Genomic DNA, 20,787 nt, shown 5'->3' on the forward strand with positions numbered 1-20,787 from the left:
GTTGTCAGGTGTGACTGACGACCTCGGCCAAGTAAGCATTTCTATTTTTTGCGACACATCTCGACGTCATCCTGAGTCTTCAGGTCTGTGTCGATTCCCAAGCGATACCTGCAGTAATCAATAATCCACCCGCGCTCCTCTGCCGTCAGGCGTTCTACCTTCCTGATTTCTCCATCGTTCGCGTGGATGTTGTAGAACTTCATCTGAAACGTCGGATGTTTCTTGATGAAGACAATGGTCTCGATGTCTCCGTCCTCAAGGGCTTCGTAGTAGCCGACATAGAGCATGGTTACTACGACGAGGATCGCTGCGATTAAGAGCTTTTTCATTCTTGTAGTGCCTTCGTCTGTAGCCCCTCCGAACGTTAAAACGAAGGTGCTAGAAATAAATCAGTCCCCTTAAATTCCCTCAATACGCACGCCAATGAGAAAACGTCTGCGGGTGAGCACCGGCTGGGCCTAGCCCCAATCGACGTGCTGGAGCGAACCACTGAATCGAAACTCAATACGACAAAAGAGGGGACTGTTTTATTTCCTTAAAATAAATCAGCCCCCTTTTCCAGCCCCCTTTTCCTTCTGTCCCCTTTTCCTTCTTTTCCACACCTTTTCCACACCTTTTCCACATCTTTTCCACACCTTTTCCACAATTCCTGTTTTTTTATAACTAGTTTGGTTCGTAATAAATACTGTCGAGTAGCGCCGCTCGATTATCCCAAATTCGTGCAGCGAGGCCTGAACGAGGTCTAGGTGCAAGCCACCAAGGGCTATTCTGAATTGGGGCCATGATACGTTCCCAATAATTGTCTAAAGTAAGCGTCGTGTGGGCTGCACCAAAAGCGCCACATATACCGCGTTTATTCGCATCGTTAACGCCGACGAAAAAATCCGGACGTTTCATGACTAAAAGTCGAGAGGCCGTAGCTATACCTCCTCTATGAGTTTTATTGCGAAAGGCACTATTAAAACATTTACTGAAGGCTTCAAAATCATCCTCAGAAACTTTCCCATCAGATGGAATTCTGTCCAGTGCTTTGGAGAGCATGCGAGGAGACTCGTTAACTAGATTTTTGAAGTCACCTTGACCAGACATTCCTCCAAACCAAGCCCAATCAAGATCCTCGAATCCAAGTTCGTTAACTCCAAAAGTCCCTGCGATTGCTTTACGTTCAGGTCGGAGCATTGCTTCAAAGGAGCCACGATCAAAAAACAAAGAAGCCGCGCGCTCCAAGACGGCAAGCCGCCCGTCTAAATTATGATGACCGTCGCTCTTAACCCCATGTACAAAACTTGCCCAAGTCAAATCAAAAGTTGAGACCTTAATACCACTTCTTGGCTTTTTAAGACGATGAAATTTATTTAGCTCTCTAAGCTTATCTTTGTTTGCACGATATTGAGCTTCGTAAGAAAACAGGAAATTACCTTCATGAATATCTTCAGCAGAATCCCAGCTTGAATTGATAAAACACCTAAGCTCTTCAAAGATATTGTCCTTTGCAGTTCCCTGAAGCAGCGTGCTCAATTCAATGTTCTTTCCCCCGAATGCTCCTCCAGTCAGGTTATGGCTTCCGACAACTGCCGCGTAACCATCAGGCATCTCAAAATAATAGAGCTTAGGATGAAAAAGACGTCCACTTGGGGGAAGGCATCGAGCACCTTGACACTCACTAAAGAGGCGCAGTACCGCAGGGTCCGTCTGGTACATATGCGTTCCTATTACCATTTTCCACAGTTTACTTTTTGCGCCAAGCATATCATTGACAACTTCGTTCGCTCCAGCCCACGCGACGGTGACGGAATAGCTACTGCAGGTTTCAATCAGCTGTTTAAGTGCAGTAGTAGCTTTCTTTTCCGTAAGAACCTTTAATTTCATTCCGAGCTCCTTTTACTTAACCTTTTTAGAACAGAAAAGGTGGCGAGCTTATTACCACACGTGCCTTACCCCCGCCAACACTATCAGCTAGCAATTGACCGCTATAAAACCTAGACATTTGCAGCTTGATAATGAGACTTTAACTTACGAACACTCACACCACCAACACTTTAGAAAGAATCGCTTTAAGCTCTCGCACCCTCTTCATATAAAGTGAAAACTTACTAGCACTCATACTATTAGGAGCGTGAACTAGCTCATTTCGAAATCTTCGCACGTTGTGAAAATCCCCTTCCAAGGATTTAGGTATAAGGCCTTCCTTGCACATGGCTCTAATTGCCGCTTGAGGGGTGAATCTTTTTCTAGACCCAACAGTTTTCCCTACTATAAGACTTTCTACCTCCGACCAAGCCTTCAAAAAGTCACCGACATCTCCTGACTGGAGTTCTCTATCTGCTTCAAATTTTAGATCTTTGCATATATCTAATACTTGATCATTTTCTGGATATAGCGCCTCTTGAGGAATTGGAGGAAACTGCTTCCCCCAAAAATCAGAGCTATTAGGTATCTCGTACTTTGCAAGCAATCGATTATTGAAGTCCAACTCTTGCTTGCTTTCATACTCATCCAAAACGTCTTCCGTACCGACAAGATAACCATCTTGGAAATATGGACGAAGTGCACTGGGCGGACAAATACTTAACAGCCTTATATTAACCAAGTCATGTTCCGAGTTATGAGACACTCTATTAGTTATATAAGGAAGCCCAAATACAAATACAAAAGCAGATTTCTCGACACATGAATTCAGGGCAAATGAGCAGGCAACCCTTATGGAGTGGGTAAAGTCAATCAGTGGTGTTCCACAGACTTCGTAATGCTGAAGAATGCTCCATTGAATATATTTTTTTCTTTTCAGCTCCTGGGTTCCGGGCAATTTCCTGCTCTCGAACGCATCAACAAGTAAGCGGCTTGCACCTTGTAAAATATCAAATCGATGCCTGACCTCCTTTTTGGACAAGTAGTCACCTCTGTAAATTGATGGATAGAATGTAGAAGATCCCGCCTTATTTCTGTAATCATAGTTTTGACCACGAAAGAAAAGAAGATAGTCTTTATTGAGGTATGAAAGTTTTGCTATTTCCTCTACCAACTCTCGATAATTATTGATCTTGACCGCGTCCGCTTCGGCTACACGCCTATTTCCAATTTTATTTTTTACCAACTCCGTAACATTTGATTCAATCTGCCTCATTTACTTTTCCCTTATAAACTTGACACAGATGCTGATTCCAATGTGCCCAGGCGATGTAACACTGGTCATTGTGTAGCAAAGCTTTGTTCATGGACGAAAAGTACAATCTCATAGCTCAGCCAGGCGTGAGGTCAAGCATAGCTATTCATTTGACATCTCATGGCTCGTCGCATGCTTCGACAGCGCGCTTCCTGTCGCGGCTATAGAGATTTTTTGGACTTTGCAATCTCACCTTACGAGAACACGCGTGCTGAGCGTCCGTATGGACACCAGCTAAAACGGCGGAGTAATTACGCTCCTATTCACGGCCTAACCAACCTAGGCATCTCCACCCCCTCCCCCAACCTCTCCACCCCCAACCGCACCCTCTCCCCACCCTGCTCAATCACCACCCCATCCCCCTCCACCGCCACCAACTTCACCCCAGGACTCACCCGTTCCCCCTGCAAAAAACTCCTCGGCGGCCCGTCGTTCAAACTCAAAATCGCCACCGCCCCGCGACTCCCCGCCATCACGCCGCTGACCTTGATCTCCACCGGCGCCGTGCGATTGGAAAACCACTGCAACGCGGGATTGTCACTGCGCGCAGCGAGCAATTGCGGGGTGGCGGCCGGGGTGTGGGATTCGGCGGTGGTCAGAAGCAGGGATGACCAGGTGGCGATGCCGACCAGGGCGGCCAGCAGTGCGGCGGCCTGGATGATTTGGGGGGGTGAAAAGCGTGCGGTGTATCTCATGGGCTGAATCTCCTTTTAGTCCCGGTGACCAGATTACGCGGCAATTCTCACGGTTTTATTTCACACGCCTTACATGTTGGCCGTGCAGGATGGTTTTTTGGACGGGGCTGGACGCAAGGGAGTGCGCATTCGATGAACCGGTGCAGGCAGCAGGGTTTTACGCTGATCGAGTTGATGGTGGTGCTGGTGATCATCGGTATCGCCAGTGCGGCGATCAGTCTGAGTATCAAGCCCGATCCGTTGCAGTTGCTGCGCAAGGACGCCGAGCGCGTGGCGCAGTTGCTGCAGATTGCCCAGGCTGAAGCCCGCGCGGATGGGCGGCCGATTGCGTGGTTGAGCGATGGCAAGGGATTTCGGTTCAGTCGGCGCAGTGACAGTGGCAAGGGTTTTGATCATTTCGATCGGGACCCGCAGTTGCGGCCGCGTCCCTGGCAGAGTCCGAAGCTGGAGGTGCGGGTGGAGCCGAAGCAGAAGGTGGTGCTGAACGCGGAGTGGATCAATCCGCCGCTGCAGTTGACGCTGTCTGACGGGCTCAATCGGTTGAGTGTGCTGCGCGATGCCTCGGGCCGGATTAGCGTGCAATGAACAGACAACAAGGTTTTACGCTGATCGAGGTGATGGTCGCGATTCTGTTGATGGCGGTGGTCAGTCTGATTGCATGGAAGGGGCTGGACAGTGTCACGCGCGCCGACAGCCTGTTGCGGGCGTTGAATCAGATGCAGCGGGATGTGGAAAGGTGAACAAAGGCGACTGATTTATTTCTGGAAATAAATCAGTCGCCATTTTTAACTTCAATTTCAGCCTTCATTGTTCCTGCTTTAGGCATTCGATTTTATGTCACATCGAATTACGCCTGACGATCGTGGAATTATTCTGCGAAGTCCTTGTAAGTATACGCATATTGGTTTTCACCCGTTCACTGTAAAATCTACGCTGCTCGCTGGTAAGCCGGTGCGTTTGCCATTTGAATCCTTTCATTTCTGGCGTACTCGGAACCCATTCTTGAATTCCTACAGGTGTGGAAATGGCAGCTGATGCCTCTGTATGCGCAATACGTCGAGATGATAGTTCCGCTTCGATGGCCTCCCTTCTATCTTTACTTACAGCACCACTTGCAAGCTCTCGATCTAAAGACCTTATAGCTTCATACCGAACATGCCCTTCGCTTTTAATCTTATAACTCTGACTTGTATGAACCTGAATTTCAAACTTAGTCTTTCCATCCGGAAGCAAAAAGTTTGCATTAATTCCTTTGTATGCCTGCCCCGAAGAAAAAGTATTTCGAATGAGCGCAGGTTTATAACCACTACTCCCCAGAACATAAAAAGACCTCACAACCCCTTGCAAAAAGTCTTGCTGTTCCTGCTCACTTATATCTCCTTTCTCGCCATATGGAAATCCTATCGTATAACGCAATACGTCATTCATCTGATTGGGTGGAGCGACGCTTAATTTTTGCGCCAGTGACTCAGCAGTTTTCAAACGATACTCTCGCCCATATAACGTGGCCCCTAGCTCAGCAGAAACCTGATCCAGTAAAGAAGTCACAGCGGGCTCATATTGGCTGATCTCATTTATCATGCCCCGAGCCACGTGCAGCCGTTCATCCGCAGGGACTATCTGATCCATTTCCGATGTTTTTAATCTATTGAGGCCGTGCGAATCAATATATGAGACCGGGTTATTCCCCACCATGCAGTAGCGATTTACTTCTTCAGCCGTTGGAGCAGGATCCGCACTGAGCCACCGAAAAAGCCAGGGTGCATAATACCGATAGCGATAATAATAAAGCCCTGTCGAATCGCGTTGTTTACCTGAATAGCGAATCGTTTTGTACTTGGCCTCGACCGCTGATCCAGAGGCCCACCAGGCCGTAGTTCCGAAAGAATGATATTCTTCTTGACTAATCAATCTTGCATCTTCGCTCAATTCAAGCAAAACACTACCCAGTTGATCGGAAAAACCAAATCGGAAACTGTCGTTGAGCAACCCTTCTGGTGGCCCCGAGTCCCAATGCAATATCTGAACCGTACCACCTTCGAGCTCCACACAAACAACTTGAAGCTGCTCACCCGCAACAAGATTTTCCCTAATCTCAAGACCAGGCAAATAGCTCACGACCGATGTACTAACTAATGACTTGGCTTTCTTCACGCTCAACTTTCGCAAACGACTGCTTGAACTATCATACTGATAAAACTCTTCATCATTTACGCCCTCCGCACGAACAACCTGACTGGCACGAACCAGTTGATTACGCGAATCCCAGTCCAATTCTTGGCCTTTGAGTAAGTTTTTCTGGTTACCGTTAAGATCAAATCCCGAATCTGGATCTGAATCATCTTCGCCTTCTTGCCAATAAAGGCTCCGATTCGTGCGTTCAGCCACTTTCATTTTCTTTTTATAACTGCCCTCACCGGCTTGATGATGCAGTTCTAAAAGATTATTGGCCGCATCGTAAACAAATGTATCCAGATAATTTCGCTGACGACTGGCATCACCAATAGGGGCCAACTCAGGCAAATCAGCCCCACCTGTCGCCAAGATACTTTCTTTACCTGACGCGGATATGAGTCGATAAAGCGTATCGTATTTATAGATCGCAATCGGTTCGATTATCTGATTTTTGAAATATTGCACCGATTGCGCCCGATCTTCTTTTTTAACCACATTGCCAACTGCGTCATAGCTGTATCTCAAATCCTGAAGCAATTGGCCGCTCGATTTTCGCACTTGACTTTGTCGTAGATATCCAGTGAGAGGGTCGAATTCTGTGCTGATAAGAATTCCCTTTCCGGATGTTTGGGAAACAACATTACCTTGTGCGTTGTAAACCATCGAAGAAGCTAGACAATGGGGCTTCGAAGTTCCTGCCAAGGTAAGCCAGACCTCAGTGGCCTGGCCACATATGTTAAAAACTCGTGAAACATCATTTCCCTTGGCGTCAACAAAATTAATTGTTTTACCTTCTGCATTTCGCACCCACTTCGTTTTGTAGCTCGACGACTCCAGCAACGCTTCACGCTCCGGTTCATTTTCAGGCCAATCCGGAACATTCATTGTCTTGAGAAATCGCTGTACCTCTCTAAGCGGCTGCGAATGCAGATCGTAGCCTTCCCAACTTCGACTACCTCCTGCATCGTCGTGGCGTAGAAGCCGTCCGCGCAAATTGTATGCGGGCTCTATTTCATTGCCCGCATACCGCAAACGTTCTATACATCCAAAAGGCTCATTCAGTGTTCGTTCGTGCAATTCCAACACACGTAACTGGTCATCGTAGACACGATGAAACTGGCTCCCACGTGAATCCCAAACATCCAGTGCTTGCGCCGCGTCCCCCACAAGAGTCAATCGTTGCCCCTCATCCACACTTCGCGTAAGGATGGGCAGACTGTTAAGAGTAAACGTCACGCGATCATTGGGTAAAACATCGTGACCTTGCTCGACCAGCGCCCACAAGCGAGGATCCCAGTTCGCAATCAATCGGGCAGACTGATCGAAGACTTGTCGACTGATTCGGCTTTGTACCATTTCATCTGGATCACACCGATAAAAGCCAATATTACGAATGACTAAACCACGCGGGTCAAAAACCTCAACTGTCGGCGTGTGAAAATGCGCATTGGCTACCATATTCATAACCCCAGACCATAGTTAAACACTCCCTCACACATACTTAACTGGCGGGCGCTCCTGCGGTTTAAAATCAAACCGATTTCTCGTTATCCTTTCAAGTTAAACATCTCATTGTGCAGGCAATTAATGCTTCATTTTTTTAAGACGCGCCACTGTCATAACTGACAGTTATTTAAATATTTTTAGAATAAAAAATTTAGCTATTATTCCATTCGACTGAAAACGAGAAAACGCTGTTTGCTTGTCCGTTCTATTTGTGCAGAGGCGTCTGAGCCGTTACCCCGGACGCCTTGTTTCAACTCCAAACGTTACTCTTCGATTCCAGTCACGGCCTAACCAACTTAGGCATCTCTCACCCCATCCCCCTCCACCGCCACCAACTTCCCCGTTTTATTTCACACGCCTTACATGTTGGCCGTGCAGGATGTTTTTTTGGGACGGGCTGGACGCAAGGGAGTGCGCATTCGATGAACCGGTGCAGACAACAAGGTTTTACGCTGATCGAGGTGATGGTCGCGATTCTGTTGATGGCGGTGGTCAGTCTGATTGCCTGGAAGGGGCTGGACAGTGTCACCCGCGCCGACAGCCATTTGCAGGCCAGTGGTGAGCAGAGCGACAGCCTGTTGCGGGCGTTGAATCAGATGCAGCGGGATGTGGAAATGCGCGCCGGGATCGAGCTGACGGAACCGAAGAAGGTCGGCACCGAGGATGAACCGGCGACAGCGCCGCCTGCCGTTACGGTGCGCAGCAGTGACAGCAAGGGGTTTCGGCTGGACATCATTCGGAGCGCGGCGGATCAGCCGGGGGCTTTGCAGCGGGTGCGCTGGTGGCTCAAGGGGGACACGTTGTATCGCGCGGTGGCGCCGGCGCGCAGTCGGTATCCGTTGCCGGCGCCGACGGCTGGGGTGGCGGTTTTGGGTGAGGTGAGTGATTTGCAGGTGCGGGTTTGGGAGGCGGACAAGGGGTGGCGGCAGTTGAGCGGGAATCGGCGGGAGGATCCGTTGGGGTTGGAGGTGCGGTTGACTCGGGAGACACCGCAAGGGCCGGAGAAGTACCGGCAAGTGATGGGACCCTTGCAGTGATCAGCTGAGAACGACTACGCCGCCCGGCAACTCGGTGCATTTGACGCCGTAGGCATCGCGGATCAGCGCGCCGACGCCGGCAAGTTGGTCGAGGGAGAAACGTGCTTGTACGCGGCGTTGGCCGAGTTCGCGGTTAAGCAACAGCAACATCCCCGGGCGGTAGCGGTTGATCTCGTCGATCATCTGGCTGAGGCTCGTGCCGTTGAACACCAGTACCTGCTGACGCCAGTTCATCACCGCCGCCGTATCGACGCTTTGCACAGTGCCGACCTGTTGCGCGTCATAGGTCAATTGCTGACCCGGCTCCAGTCGCAGGCTGCGACCTTCAACTTCCACATCTACCGCACCATCGAGGCACGTCACGCACACCTGCTGATCGAGGTTGCGCAGGTTGAACCTCGCCCTGCTCGCCCGCAACCAACCGCCACCGGCCTGCATCGCCATCGGCAGACGCGCGGTCTGCACTTCGACTTCGCCACTGACCAGTTCAAAACCCTGCACACCCTCGTCCAACGAACGCTGGTTGATGCGGGTCTGGGTGTTCAGTTCCAGGCTCAAACCATCGGCCGGTTCGACCCGGCGTTGCTGGCCGACTTCGGTGATGTAATCCGCGCCGAGCCCGGAGAACCCGCCCGGTATCGTGCCGCGAACCAGCAGGAACGCCGCCGATGCGGCAATCGCACCGCCGAGAAAGGCCCGGCGTCCAAACCGGCGTGGCGCCTGCATCGCTTCCGCCGCCGGTTGCAGCAGGTGCCACAAGGCCTTGCACTCTTCGAAGGCGCGGGCGTGTTCGGAGCTTTGCGCACACCACTGGCGCAGCGCTCGGGCGTCGGCGACCGTGGCGCGGCCGGAGGTCAGCAGGATCAGCCAGTCGCGGGCTTCGCTTTGCAGACGCTCGGCAGGCGTGGGCTCGGCAGGTGTCAGACGGAAGATGTTCAAACGCGCAGATACTCGACGGGTTGATCGGGAGCTTCATTCACTAGACGGTTTTCCGGCCCCGCGACCGAACCGCTGAAACACTTTTCTTTCCAGTTTGGCCGCGCAGTGTCCGAGGGCAGCCTTGATTTCCTTCTCGACCATGCGCGTGGAGATGCCGAAACGCTGGGAGATTTCCAGGTGCGGCGCTTCCTCCAGGCGTGCGGCGATGAAGATCCGGCGGCGTCGGGCCGGGAGTTCGTAGAGGGCGCTGAGTAGGGACTGGATTTCCTTTTGGCCGCCGACCACGCGCATCGGGTCCAGCGCTTCGTCGCCGACTTGCAGCAGTTCTTCGACTTCGCTGCCGGTGAGCAGCCGCGCATCGGCCTGGCGGCGGTCGGCGGCGATATTCAGAGCCATGCGATAGAGGTAGGCGTTGGGCCGCAGCAGGTTCGGCGGCGCTTCCATGCGGTCGACCCGCAGGTAGGTTTCGTGCAGCACGTCGTTGGCCAGGTCCTCCGAGCCGAGACGGCGTCGCAGGCGCACCCGAAAGTCCTCGTAGGACGTCAGGAACAGCTGGACCATCGAACTTTGTCCGGCGTCTTTCATCCCCCGGAAACTCCTTCCCATTGTGTGCATTCCATGCGCTTTCCTGACGATTCGGGTAACAACAGCAACGTGACTGGCTGGCGCAATGCGCCGGGTGTGGGCCGGTCGATCTTGAGCGTGTGAAAACTCTCTACCAGCGCTGCATCGCGCCGAACATCGCCGGTGGTGGTGACCAACCGGTTGTGCTGCACCACGCCGTCGCGGCCGATCCACAGCTGCAACACCGCGCGAAAACTGCCGGGGCGGGTCAGCGGCGAGCGGCACAGGTTGCGTTCAATCGCGGCCTGCACCGCTGTGGCGTAACTGCGGTTGACCGCTGCACTGGCGGGGGTCGGTTTCTCCGCCGGCATTGGCACTTCCTCGACTTGCGCAACCTGCAAGGTGAACGCGTCGTCGCGGCTGTACTTGGCCATCAACCCGCTGCCGCCGAGCATCCGGCGCAACGCTTCGGCAGCGGTGAATTCGCCATCCACCGCCAACGAACGTCGACCACGGCTCAACTGGCTGTCGACCAGCACCGCCATGCCGGTGGCGCGGCTGAACTGATCGAGGGCACGGGCCAGTTCCTGGGCCGGGATGTGCAGCGTCATGCGCATCGATGCCGGCATCGGGTCGGCGCCGGCGCGGCTCAGAAACAAGCCAAGCAGCAGCCCCAGACAGAGCTGGCGCATGAGCGCTGAGCGCACAACATCCTCCCTGGCACGGCCTCGCTGCACGGCTGATGTATCCCTGAAAACCGTCATCCTGAGGGCTGTTTATGAATCTGGTGTGACGGCCACTGCAAAAAAACCATCACGGGATCGACGCCGCCGTTGCACTAGACTCTTGAGCCAGAGCGGCCCCTTCGGGCCGGCCAGGAGGCACACATGAAATCACTGTGGACATTGGCGCTGAACGGGTTGGTTTTGACGCTGTCGGGCGGTGTACATGCCGAGCAGGCAGTGGGCTGCGTCGAGGTGACCGTGGGCGGTTACAAGGCGCCGAATTACGACTGCCTGAGCCAGCAGATGGGCAACAACCCCGATGGCGCGGCGGCTGCGCAGAAGAATCAGGAAGCGATGAATGTGCCGGTCAACAAGCGCCCGCCGAATCAGGTGGGGCTGGCGACGCCAGCGGCCACGTCGACGCGGATGGGCAACACGTTTGGCACGTCGGTCAAACCGCAGCGGCCACCGGCGAATCCCGGCGCTTCACCGCTGCTGGGCAAGTGATCAGTCGCTGGGAATCTGGCGGAAACTCACCGCCAAGCGATTCCAGCTGTTGATGGTGCTGACGGCCATGGTCAGGTCCACCAGTTCCGTCTCGTTGAACTGTTCCCGCGCCTGCTGGTAAACATCGTCAGGCACCCGGCTGTCCGCCAGCAGCGTGACGGCTTCGGTCCAGGCCAGTGCGGCCCGCTCGCGCAGGTTGAAGAAGCCGCTGTCGCGCCAGACCGCGATGGCGTACAAGCGCCGATCCGTCTCCCCGGCCCGCCGCGCTTCCACCGAATGCATGTCGGTGCAGAACGCGCAGCCGTTGAGTTGCGAGGCGCGGATCTTGATCAGGTGCAGCAGCGGCGGTTCGATGCTCAGGCTGCTGGTCAGCGCTTCCAGGGCAATCATCGCTTTCATGGCTTTGGGTGATGCGCTGTAGTAATCCAGACGCGGGGACATGGGCGGGCCTCGGGCAGCAGAAGAGTGATTTCACGGTAAGCGCTGATTCGGCAACGTTACAGCCCCAATTCCGCGAAAAAACGGCAGACCACTGAACCCAGCCAAACACGAAACCTGTGGGAGCGAGCAAGCCCGCTCCCACAAGGGTAAGTGTCCAATTCGAGGTTTTTACTCCGCGCAACTTCTGCCCCGCCCGCATTCGGGAGTAATCTGGCCGGCACATTCAATCGCCCGGAGAGCCCCCTCGGTATGGAGCTTCATGTCGTGATCAACGGCCGCAAGGACCTGGCCGGTCAGTTGTACCAGCAACTGCGCGGCGCCATTGAGTCCGGGCGTCTGGCCGCCGGCACCCAGTTGCCGCCCAGCCGTTTGCTCGCCGAGCAGTTGGGGATCTCGCGCAAGACCATTTCCGATACTTACGCGCAGCTCACTTACGAGAATTTCCTCACCGGCGTCATCGGCAAAGGCACTTACGTCAACGCCCGCTCGACGCCAGTCAAGCGCAAGCAAAGCCATTGCGAGCTGGCCAGTTCCGAGGTGATCGAGAGCTGGCGCAATCTGCCGGTGTTCCTGCGGCATCCGACGCTTGAGGGTTCGCTGCGTTATGACTTCATCGGCGGCGCCACCAGCAAGGGCCAGTTTCCCCAGGATGACTGGCGCCGCTGCGTCTCTCATGCGCTGCGGCAGATGGCCAATTCCAAAGGTTTCTACAGCGTGCCGGAAGGCCTGCCAGCGCTGCGCAATGCGATTGCCCGGCACATCGCGTTTTCCCGTGGCGTGAACTGTCAGGACGAAGACATCGTGGTCTGCAACGGCGCGCAACAGGCGCTGGACCTGATCACCCGCGTGTTGATTCGCCCCGGCAGTCTGGTGGCGATGGAAGATCCCGGTTACCCGCCGGCGCGGCTGCTGTTCGGCACCCATGGCGCCACCGTGGTCGGCGTGCCGGTGGATGCCGAGGGCATTCAGGTCGAGCGGATTCCCGAGGGCACGCGGCTGATTTACGTGACGCCGTCGCACCAGTTTCCGCTGGGCATGCCGATGAGTCAGGCGCGGCGCGAGGCCCTGCTCGAACGGGCCCATGAGCTGGGCGCGATCATCATCGAGGACGACTATGACAGCGAGTTCCGCTACGAGGGCCGCCCGACGGATTCGCTGCACAAGCTCGATCAGCGCGGCATCGTCGCCTACGTCGGCACCTTCTCGAAAACCCTGTTGCCGGAGCTGCGGCTCGGCTACGCGATCCTGCCGCCGGCGATCCTCGAAGCGGTGATCCGCGCCAAGCAGCTCACCGATCTGCACGCTTCCACCCTGCCGCAATGGGCGCTGGCCAAGTTCATCGCCGAAGGCTGTCTGCTCAAGCACATCCGCCGTTGCCACACCATTTATGCCCAGCGCCGCGAGCGGATTCTGGCGCGCATGGCCACCGACCTGTCGCCGTGGCTGGAAGCCGTGCCGCCCAGCGCGGGGTTTCACATGGCGGTGTTCTGCAAGGTGCCGATCGACTTGCCGCTGGTGATCGAACTGGCAAAAAAAGTCGAAGTCGGGCTGTACGCCATCGACGGCTTCTATTACCAGCAGCCGGCCAGAAGCGGGATGTACTTCGGATTTGGTGCCATCGAGACGCTGGACATCGACATCGCCCTCGACCGCCTGCGCGACATTCTGCAACAGGTCGTTGGGTAGATTGGTCTAAACGATTAACCGCCGATTGGTTATTGGTGATCCGGGGGTGCAGGCCTATCCTGCACAAGCGTTATCCCTCAATGAGCAGGATTCGTCCGGCCTGATTCAGGAGTGTGAGCAATGTCCAACGAAGTGATCAACACCGTACAGGTGCAGGCTGCAGCCGGCCGATCGGAGGAGCTGGGCAAGCAGTTGCAGAAGATCGTCGAAACCCTGCGCGAAACGCCGGGCTGCGATTCCTACATGGTCGACCGCTGCCCCGAGGACAGCCACCGCTGGACGGTCAGCGCCCGCTGGCAGTCGGAAGCGGCAATGCAGGCGCATTTCAATCGCCCGGAAGCCCAGGGCTTCATCGACCTGATCGACAGTCGTCTGGCCAATAGCGTGGATTTCAACTCTTTTCCAATCGTTTGACTTACTGACGCCATCGCTGGCAAGCCAGCTCCCACAGGTTTTGTATCGTTCGCATGATTAATGAACTGCACGAAATCTTGTGGGAGCCGGCTTGCCAGCGATGGCGTATTCGAAAGCGCAGAATCCCCCAGATTGGTCACCCGAACTTCCCGAACATTGGCCGTTTGAATACCCCGGCACGCGGACTACTGTGATTACCGACTCCCCCACTTATCAGGTGATCACGATGAAAATCCTGCACTTGCTTGCCGCCCCGCTCGCCGCTCTGGCCCTCACCATCAGCGCTTCGGCACTGGCCCACGGTACCGATGCCCCGTCCGAGAAAATCTCGGTGCTGCAGGATCAGATGCTGAAAAACGTCCCCGGCAAAAAAGCCATGATGATCGAAGTCGATTACAAACCCGGCCAGTCCTCCATCGCCCACAGACACGACGGCACCGCCATGGCCTACGTGCTCGAAGGCGAGATCGTTTCCCAGGTCAAAGGTGAGCAACCGATCACCTACAAGAAGGGGCAATACTGGTATGAACCCGCTAGTTCCGAACATCTGGTGTCGAAAAACGCCAGCAACAGCAAGCCGGCCAGGTTGCTGGTGTTCATGGTGCTGTCACCCGACGAGCAAGTATTGATCCCATTGAAAAACTGATGGTTGTTTAACCAGCCATAAATGAAAGGCGCAAAACATTGATTGGCGCCTTTTTTATTTCACGCGGCAATTAATCAAAAATACTTACAACCAATAAAACTATGACATGACAGTCATTCAGCAAATTGTCAGGTTGTTTTCAGTTGGGCGGGAGTAGTCTGAAGCGACTGTCGCCGGTTCTGTTTAATCAACCCCGACATGCCTGACTTTCCGACTGAAGTTGCTTCACGGGAGACTCACCATGAAACTTGCATTTGCCAGTACTCTGGCGATATCGGTTTTAGCCTTGTCAGCCTGTTCTGTTCCAACCGCTCCGAAAGCGGTTTCCTCCCTCGATACGCTGTTCAACCAACCGGTGGGACGCAGCAGCGCCACCCAGGTCAAAAGCGGTCCCGGTGTCTCGCTGGGTGTCATCTACAGCCCAAGCACCCAGGCCAACCGCGACTATTTGCGCAACTACCAGGCCAACGCCGGCACCGGTTTCGGCCAGAGCTTGCTGGTGCAGCCGATCCATGACGCCTACGTCGCCACCTCGAAACCGGACATGGCGGTGGATTGGGTCAAAGCCTCGCTGCAACGCCAGTTCGGCTCGGTGACGGTGTACCCGGACATGCAAAGCCTGCGCGCGGCCAATCCGGACGTGGTGGCGATCGTCGACACGCACAGCCAGTTGATTACGTCGCGCAGTTCGGACGTCAAAGCGGATGTGAGTGCGGACTTTTATGACGGGAAGTTCAACTATATCGGCACGGCCAAAGGGACGGATGCCAGAGCGCTGAGTCCGTTATGGGCGGATTACAAACGTTCGGAAGATATCGTGGCGGATATTAATGAACAGCAGAATGTGCAAGTTCGGGCGCTGCAGAAGTTTGACCAGTCGCTCAGTAATTTATTGACCAGGTCGACAGATAAAGTGTCGATGCTTGATAACAAACAAACACATAAGTTGCAGTGACAAATAGGGCCCAATCGCTGGCAAGCCAGCTCCCACAAATATTCTATTGTTCCAGATACCTGTGGGAGCTGGCTTGCCAGCGATAGGGCCGGAACAAACAACACGAATCCAACAGACATAAAAAAGCCCCGGCATCTCACGACACCGGGGCTTTTTCATTCAACGGCTACTCAAGCAAGCTCAAGCTCCGCAGTCGCCGCAGCAGGCACGACCGCCTGACCGCTCAGCGCCACGTCGTTCAGCTCGCGGTTGGCCACCGCGTACATGGCGTAGTCGGTGCCGCTGGCGGCACGGATTTCCACCAGCATGGCGCGCCAGCGTTCGATCATGGCGTCGTTCTGCTTCATCCACAGAGCCAGACGGGTTTCCACGTCCGAATCACCGCCGCCCGCTTGCAGAACGGCGATGGTGATCGCGCGTTGCTGCCAGTCGACGTCGTCGCGGAACGCTTCACGGGCCAGAGCCTGCCAGTTGTTTTCAACCGGCAAGGCGCTGATCTGCGAAATGTACCAGGTGATGTCCAGCGCGCTGCCCACGGCGAAGTACGCCTTGGCCACTTCGGCTGGATCCTGACCGGTGACGTCGGCCGCTTCGATGATCGGCAGCAGCGTGTAGAGGTGGGTAGTCCCCGCCACCATACGCGCCAGCAGTTCCGGAACACCGGCGGCGACGTACGCCTGATAACGCTCTTGCCAGTTCTCGCGGATTTCGCCGCTCAGCAGCTCGTCCAGCTTCAGGCCCAGCTCTTTCAGGTGCGGACCGAAATGCGCGACGTCACGGGCAGCGTTCTGCTCGTTGCGACGGGCACGCAGGAACCAGCGCGTAGCGCGACGGCCCAGACGCATCAGCTCGTCCATCAGCTCCAGTTGCACGTCAGCGGAAACCTGGTAGTCCAGCGCTTCAATCTGACGGAACCAGTGCGGGAGGTGGAAGATGTCGCGCACGATCACGTAAGCGCCCGCCACGTTCGCCGGGGTCATGCCGGTGGACTCTTTGAGCCTTTGAACGAAGGTGATGCCCATGTGGTTGACCAGATCGTTGGCGATCTGGGTGCTGACGATCTCGCGCTTCAGGCGGTGACGACGCATGGCTTCGGAGAACTTGCTGACCAGGGTCGGCGGGAACGCCGTTTCCATGTCGCGAGTCAGGTAGTCATCGTCCGGCACCAGGGAGCCCAGCAGCTGCTCCTTGAGGTCGATCTTGCTGTACGAGATCAGCACCGACAGTTCCGGACGGGTCAGGCCATGGCCTTCGGCAACACGTTCGGCCAGTTGCTCTTCGGTCGGCAGGAACTCGATGGCGCGATCCAGCTTGCCACGGCCTTCCAGGTCGCCCATCAGACGCTTGTACTCGGCGATGCGCGCATAAGCGCGGCGGGCCGCCAGGGACAGGGCCTGAGTCTGCTTGTAGTTGTTGCCCAGCACCAGACCACCGACTTCGTCGGTCATGCTCGCCAGCAACTGGTTGCGTTGCTTGTCGGTCATGTCGCCGGCCTGAACCACTTCGTTCAGCAGGATCTTGATGTTCACTTCGTGGTCGGAGCAGTCCACGCCACCGGCGTTGTCGATGAAGTCGGTGTTGGAACCGCCGCCATTGAGACCGAACTCCACACGACCCAGTTGGGTCATGCCGAGGTTACCGCCCTCGCCCACCACTTTGCAGCGCAGTTCGTTGCCGTTCACGCGCAGTGCATCGTTGGCCTTGTCGCCGACATCGGCGTGGCTTTCGGTGCTGGCTTTGACGTAAGTACCGATACCGCCGTTCCACAGCAGATCCACCGGCGCCTTGAGCAAGGCGTTCAGCAGTTCGGTCGGGGTCAGCTTGTCGGCCTGGATGTCGAAGCGCTCTTTCATCTGTGGCGAGATGGCGATGCTCTTCGCGCTGCGCGAGAAGATGCCGCCGCCTTCGGACATGATGCTGGTGTCGTAGTCGGACCAGGCCGAACGCGGCAGGTCGAACATGCGCTGACGCTCGACGAAGCTGGTGGCCGGGTTCGGGTTTGGATCGATGAAGATGTGCATGTGGTTGAACGCAGCAACCAGTTGCAGCTTGTCGGACATCAACAGGCCGTTACCGAACACGTCACCGGCCATGTCGCCCACGCCGACCACGGTGATGCTGTCTTCCTGGACATTGATGCCGCGCTCGCGGAAGTGGCGCTGTACGCCAACCCACGCGCCCTTGGCGGTGATGCCCATTTTCTTGTGGTCGTAACCGGCCGAACCACCGGACGCGAACGCATCACCCAGCCAGAAGCCGTAGTCGATGGCGATGCCGTTGGCGATGTCGGAGAAGGTTGCAGTGCCCTTGTCCGCCGCGACCACCAGGTACGGGTCATCGTCGTCATGACGCACGACGTTGACCGGCGGTACCAGTTTGCCGTCCTTCAGGTTGTCGGTAATGTCCAACAGACCCGAAATGAAGATGCGGTAGCAGGCGATGCCCTCGGCCGCGATCTCGTCACGGCTGCCGCCCAGTGGCAGGCGACGCGGCAGGAAGCCACCCTTCGCACCCACCGGCACGATGACCGAGTTCTTCACTTGCTGGGCTTTTACCAGGCCGAGAACTTCGGTACGGAAGTCTTCTTCACGGTCGGACCAGCGCAGACCACCACGAGCAACGTTGCCGAAGCGCAGGTGCACGCCTTCGACGCGTGGCGAGTAAACGAAGATTTCGAACTTCGGCACCGGTTTCGGCAGTTCAGGAATCAAGTGCGGGTTGAACTTGAAGCTGAAGTACGACTTGTTCTGGCCGTTGGCGTCGGTCTGGTAGAAGTTGGTGCGCAGGGTCGCTTTGATCAGGTCGAGGTAACGACGCAGGATGCGGTCTTCGTTGAGGACTTGAACGTCGTCCAGCGCGCTCAGGATGGCCTGTTCCAGACGCTGTTGCTTGTCGTCCAGATCATCGCTGCCGAGCTTGCGGGCCAGGTAGAAACGGGTCTTGAACAACCGGGTCAGTTCGCGAGCGATGTCGGTGTGGTTGTTCAGGGTGCTGGCGATGTAGCCGAGGTCGAAGCCCAGGCGGATCTGCTTCAGGTAGCGGGCATAGGCACGCAGCAGCGCAACGTCGCGCCATGGCAGGCCGGCGGTCAGCACCAGACGGTTGAACGCATCGTTCTCGGCATCGCCACGGACGATGTGGACGAACGCGTCCTGCAGGGTGTCGTTGAGTTGCTGGATATCCAGGTCCAGGCCTTCGGCGGCGGTGAACGCGAAGTCGTGGATCCAGAACTCGCGGCCGTTGGTGTGACGCAGACGGTACGGGAATTCACCCAGCACGCGCAGGCCGAGGTTTTCCAGGATCGGCAGTACGTCGGACAGTGCCAGCGGGGTATCGGCGTGATACAGCTTGCAGTGCAGCTCGCGTGGGCCGGAGGCCAGCGGCTGGTAGAAGCTCATGGCCAGCGGCTTCTTCTCGCTCAGGTTGAGCAGGTGCTGCATGTCGACAACGGCCGAATGCGCGGCGAAACGCTCGCGGTAGCCGGCCGGGAAGCCTTTCGGGAAATCAGCCAGCACGTTGGTGCCGTTGGCTTCGCCGAAGGTTTCGACGGTCAGGGCGGCGTAGTCGTCCTGCCAGCTGCGGCAAGCCTGGATCACTTCGTTTTCCAGTTGCAGTGGGTCGATGTCGATGCGGTTTTTCGGGTCGACGCGCAGGATCAGTTGCACGCGGGCCAGCACGGACTCGGAGAAGAATGTCCAGAATTCGCAGTCGGAGGCTTTCAGGCGCTCCATCAGCACTTGCTGGATCTTCTGGCGAACTTCGGTGGAGTAGATGTCGCGCGGCACGTACGCCAGGCAGTAGCAGAAACGACCGTACGGGTCTTTGCGCAGGAACACGCGGATCTTGTTGCGCTCCTGGATCTGCACGATCGACATCACGGTGCTGAACAGTTCGTCGACCGGAGTCTGGAACAGGTCGTCACGCGGCAGCACTTCCAGAACCTGCGCCAGTTCCTTGCCCAGGTGAGCCTTGGCCTGGAAGCCGGAGCGACGCTCGATTTCCTCGACCTTGCGGCGGATGAACGGGATGACACGCACGCTTTCGCCATACACCGACGAGGTGTACAGGCCCATGAAGCGGTGTTCCTTGATCACTTTGCCGTCGGCATCGAGTTCGCGGATCGACACGTAATCCGGGTAGGCCGGACGGTGTACGCGGCTCGGGTGCGCGGCCTTGGCGAACGACAGCAGGGTCGGTTCGCGCAGGTAGGCAACGGCGTAGTCTTCGATGCGCAGCTCGTCATAGGTCATGCCGGTGCGCAGCAGTTTGGTCAGGCCGAGGAAGGAATCCTGGTCGTACTTGATGTGACCGCCATCCGGCTCATCGGTCACGGTGAATTCTTCGTAGCCGAGGAAGGTGAAGTGGTTGCCCACCAGCCATTCCAGGAAGCTCTTGATTTCGTTCTTTTCGTCCGCATCGACGGCGAATGCGCTGTTATCGAGCTTGGTGAGGATTTCCTGCACCTTGGCCTTCATCGGCTCGAAATCGGCGACCGCGACGCGGACTTCACCCAGGACCTGTTCCAGTTCCTTGGTCAGCACATTCAGTTCGGCCGCGTTGGCGCAGCGGTCGATTTCCAGGTACATCAGCGACTCGTGCAGCACGCCTTCGCCGGTGGTGCCTTTTGGCAGGATTTCCAGCAACTCGCCCTTGCTGCCACGACGCACGCTGAGCACGGTGGTCTGCAGGGTGTGGATGCTGTAGCCGCGACGGTTCAGCTCGGTACGCACCGAGTCCACCAGGAACGGCAAGTCATGGTGCAGCACTTCGACCGCGGTGTGGGTCGACTGCCAGCCGTGACGTTCGTAATCGGGGTTGTAGACGCGCACTTGCGGTTGCGCGTGATCGAAGCGCTCAAGCAGGCGCCACGCAGAAAGAGTACAGCCAGCGAGGTCGGAGAGGCGACGTTGGGTCAGCTCGTCCAGGGAAATGATGCCGAAGAATTGTTCAGCGAACAGCGCCACTTGTGGCAGTGCCTGTTCACTGATGTGCTGCGCCAGTGCCGCTTGCAGTTGGTGCTGGAAGTCGGCTTTGCTGGCTGCGGTGAAGAACGCCATCTGTGGTACTCCGCTTGGGCTTGTTATTGATGGAAAGCGTCGCGTACAAAACCCCTTTCGGGGCGTTCCGTCGCCCTGTTCCTGATTCTCGGGCAGAGGAAACAGGGTGACAGGTGGGTGAAGCTGGACGAGACACTCAGGTCACATTCACCTTCCATGAATGGGCATCTGCAAAAACGACTGCCCGGCGCCGCTCGCGGGGCCATGGCAATGCCTTTACGGGTGCCCATCCGTTGCGCAGCTTAATGGGTGCGACAATGTGTCTGCTTGCGGTGCT

Annotated in this window: 17 protein-coding genes and 1 pseudogene; 8 read left to right on the plus strand and 10 right to left on the minus strand. The window is 56.0% G+C overall.

Annotated elements, in window-relative coordinates:
• Window positions 1–41: 41 nt before the first annotated feature.
• The 4 genes from KJY40_RS16730 to KJY40_RS16745 form a co-directional block, all read right to left on the minus strand.
• Window positions 42–329, minus strand: a complete 288-nt coding sequence (locus tag KJY40_RS16730; RefSeq protein WP_230731276.1) for a hypothetical protein — start codon at window positions 327–329, stop codon at window positions 42–44.
• 334 nt (window positions 330–663) lie between these two features.
• On the minus strand, window positions 664–1,869 hold the full coding sequence (locus KJY40_RS16735; RefSeq protein WP_230731277.1) for a phospholipase D family protein: 1,206 nt from the start codon (window positions 1,867–1,869) through the stop codon (window positions 664–666).
• Window positions 1,870–2,023: 154 nt separating this feature from the next.
• Window positions 2,024–3,124 (minus strand): FRG domain-containing protein, encoded by a 1,101-nt coding sequence (locus KJY40_RS16740; protein WP_230731278.1) that lies wholly within the window; start codon window positions 3,122–3,124, stop codon window positions 2,024–2,026.
• Window positions 3,125–3,426: 302 nt separating this feature from the next.
• Window positions 3,427–3,858: a type II secretion system protein N gene (locus KJY40_RS16745; RefSeq protein WP_192561311.1), complete on the minus strand. Its 432-nt coding sequence runs from the start codon at window positions 3,856–3,858 to the stop codon at window positions 3,427–3,429.
• Window positions 3,859–3,990: 132 nt separating this feature from the next.
• Between KJY40_RS16745 and gspH the strand changes: the two genes are divergently transcribed.
• A complete protein-coding gene (gene gspH / locus KJY40_RS16750) occupies window positions 3,991–4,443 on the plus strand; it encodes a type II secretion system minor pseudopilin GspH (protein ID WP_011334577.1) in 453 nt (150 codons plus the stop codon).
• Window positions 4,440–4,589 (plus strand): annotated as a pseudogene (locus KJY40_RS16755) (PulJ/GspJ family protein); the annotation flags it as partial. The gene gspH and the pseudogene KJY40_RS16755, both read left to right, overlap by 4 nt.
• 106 nt (window positions 4,590–4,695) lie before the next feature.
• Here KJY40_RS16755 and KJY40_RS16760 read toward each other — a convergent pair.
• Window positions 4,696–7,497 (minus strand): RHS repeat domain-containing protein, encoded by a 2,802-nt coding sequence (locus KJY40_RS16760; protein ID WP_230731280.1) that lies wholly within the window; start codon window positions 7,495–7,497, stop codon window positions 4,696–4,698.
• Window positions 7,498–7,961: 464 nt separating this feature from the next.
• Between KJY40_RS16760 and KJY40_RS16765 the strand changes: the two genes are divergently transcribed.
• The gene (locus KJY40_RS16765; RefSeq protein ID WP_230731282.1) at window positions 7,962–8,576 is read left to right on the plus strand and encodes a prepilin-type N-terminal cleavage/methylation domain-containing protein; all 615 of its coding nucleotides are present in this window, start codon (window positions 7,962–7,964) and stop codon (window positions 8,574–8,576) included.
• Here KJY40_RS16765 and KJY40_RS16770 read toward each other — a convergent pair whose 3' ends face one another.
• From KJY40_RS16770 to KJY40_RS16780, 3 genes are read right to left on the minus strand one after another with little or no spacing between them, the layout of a single operon-like run.
• Window positions 8,577–9,515 (minus strand): FecR family protein, encoded by a 939-nt coding sequence (locus KJY40_RS16770; protein WP_230731284.1) that lies wholly within the window; start codon window positions 9,513–9,515, stop codon window positions 8,577–8,579.
• Window positions 9,516–9,548: 33 nt separating this feature from the next.
• Window positions 9,549–10,100 carry an RNA polymerase sigma factor gene (locus KJY40_RS16775; protein WP_230731285.1) on the minus strand — a complete coding sequence of 184 codons (552 nt, stop codon included), beginning with the start codon at window positions 10,098–10,100 and terminating at the stop codon, window positions 9,549–9,551.
• Window positions 10,097–10,771, minus strand: coding sequence for an STN domain-containing protein (locus tag KJY40_RS16780; protein ID WP_230737712.1), 675 nt, complete (start codon window positions 10,769–10,771; stop codon window positions 10,097–10,099). The genes KJY40_RS16775 and KJY40_RS16780 overlap by 4 nt, the downstream gene beginning before the upstream one ends.
• Window positions 10,772–10,966: 195 nt before the next feature.
• Here KJY40_RS16780 and KJY40_RS16785 point away from each other — a divergent pair, with 195 nt between their 5' ends.
• A complete protein-coding gene (locus KJY40_RS16785) occupies window positions 10,967–11,311 on the plus strand; it encodes a hypothetical protein (RefSeq protein WP_230731286.1) in 345 nt (114 codons plus the stop codon).
• Here the strand turns inward: KJY40_RS16785 and KJY40_RS16790 are convergent, their stop codons facing one another.
• Window positions 11,312–11,752: a carboxymuconolactone decarboxylase family protein gene (locus tag KJY40_RS16790; RefSeq protein WP_007959341.1), complete on the minus strand. Its 441-nt coding sequence runs from the start codon at window positions 11,750–11,752 to the stop codon at window positions 11,312–11,314.
• Window positions 11,753–12,001: 249 nt separating this feature from the next.
• Between KJY40_RS16790 and pdxR the strand changes: the two genes are divergently transcribed.
• From pdxR to KJY40_RS16810, 4 genes are all read left to right on the plus strand, one after another.
• On the plus strand, window positions 12,002–13,438 hold the full coding sequence (gene pdxR / locus KJY40_RS16795; protein WP_230731289.1) for a MocR-like pyridoxine biosynthesis transcription factor PdxR: 1,437 nt from the start codon (window positions 12,002–12,004) through the stop codon (window positions 13,436–13,438).
• A gap of 120 nt (window positions 13,439–13,558) precedes the next feature.
• A complete protein-coding gene (locus KJY40_RS16800; protein ID WP_007959339.1) occupies window positions 13,559–13,852 on the plus strand; it encodes a putative quinol monooxygenase in 294 nt (97 codons plus the stop codon).
• Between the two features lie 226 nt (window positions 13,853–14,078).
• On the plus strand, window positions 14,079–14,498 hold the full coding sequence (locus tag KJY40_RS16805) for a cupin domain-containing protein (RefSeq protein WP_230731291.1): 420 nt from the start codon (window positions 14,079–14,081) through the stop codon (window positions 14,496–14,498).
• A 241-nt stretch (window positions 14,499–14,739) separates the two neighbouring features.
• On the plus strand, window positions 14,740–15,453 hold the full coding sequence (locus KJY40_RS16810; RefSeq protein ID WP_230731293.1) for an ATPase: 714 nt from the start codon (window positions 14,740–14,742) through the stop codon (window positions 15,451–15,453).
• A gap of 170 nt (window positions 15,454–15,623) precedes the next feature.
• Here the strand turns inward: KJY40_RS16810 and KJY40_RS16815 are convergent, their stop codons facing one another.
• Window positions 15,624–20,510, minus strand: coding sequence for an NAD-glutamate dehydrogenase (locus tag KJY40_RS16815; RefSeq protein ID WP_230731295.1), 4,887 nt, complete (start codon window positions 20,508–20,510; stop codon window positions 15,624–15,626).
• Window positions 20,511–20,787: the final 277 nt, after the last annotated feature.

The organism is Pseudomonas fitomaticsae, from assembly GCF_021018765.1.
Classification (GTDB): Bacteria; Pseudomonadota; Gammaproteobacteria; order Pseudomonadales; family Pseudomonadaceae; genus Aquipseudomonas; species Aquipseudomonas fitomaticsae.

Coding starts and splice junctions, on each gene's coding strand:
- KJY40_RS16730 (WP_230731276.1), bottom strand. CDS start 329: ATGAAAAAGCTCTTAATCGCAGCGATCCTCGTCGTAGTAACCATGCTC.
- KJY40_RS16735 (WP_230731277.1), bottom strand. CDS start 1,869: ATGAAATTAAAGGTTCTTACGGAAAAGAAAGCTACTACTGCACTTAAA.
- KJY40_RS16740 (WP_230731278.1), bottom strand. CDS start 3,124: ATGAGGCAGATTGAATCAAATGTTACGGAGTTGGTAAAAAATAAAATT.
- KJY40_RS16745 (WP_192561311.1), bottom strand. CDS start 3,858: ATGAGATACACCGCACGCTTTTCACCCCCCCAAATCATCCAGGCCGCC.
- gspH (WP_011334577.1), top strand. CDS start 3,991: ATGAACCGGTGCAGGCAGCAGGGTTTTACGCTGATCGAGTTGATGGTG.
- KJY40_RS16760 (WP_230731280.1), bottom strand. CDS start 7,497: ATGAATATGGTAGCCAATGCGCATTTTCACACGCCGACAGTTGAGGTT.
- KJY40_RS16765 (WP_230731282.1), top strand. CDS start 7,962: ATGAACCGGTGCAGACAACAAGGTTTTACGCTGATCGAGGTGATGGTC.
- KJY40_RS16775 (WP_230731285.1), bottom strand. CDS start 10,100: ATGAAAGACGCCGGACAAAGTTCGATGGTCCAGCTGTTCCTGACGTCC.
- KJY40_RS16780 (WP_230737712.1), bottom strand. CDS start 10,771: ATGCGCCAGCTCTGTCTGGGGCTGCTGCTTGGCTTGTTTCTGAGCCGC.
- KJY40_RS16785 (WP_230731286.1), top strand. CDS start 10,967: ATGAAATCACTGTGGACATTGGCGCTGAACGGGTTGGTTTTGACGCTG.
- KJY40_RS16790 (WP_007959341.1), bottom strand. CDS start 11,752: ATGTCCCCGCGTCTGGATTACTACAGCGCATCACCCAAAGCCATGAAA.
- pdxR (WP_230731289.1), top strand. CDS start 12,002: ATGGAGCTTCATGTCGTGATCAACGGCCGCAAGGACCTGGCCGGTCAG.
- KJY40_RS16800 (WP_007959339.1), top strand. CDS start 13,559: ATGTCCAACGAAGTGATCAACACCGTACAGGTGCAGGCTGCAGCCGGC.
- KJY40_RS16805 (WP_230731291.1), top strand. CDS start 14,079: ATGAAAATCCTGCACTTGCTTGCCGCCCCGCTCGCCGCTCTGGCCCTC.
- KJY40_RS16810 (WP_230731293.1), top strand. CDS start 14,740: ATGAAACTTGCATTTGCCAGTACTCTGGCGATATCGGTTTTAGCCTTG.
- KJY40_RS16815 (WP_230731295.1), bottom strand. CDS start 20,510: ATGGCGTTCTTCACCGCAGCCAGCAAAGCCGACTTCCAGCACCAACTG.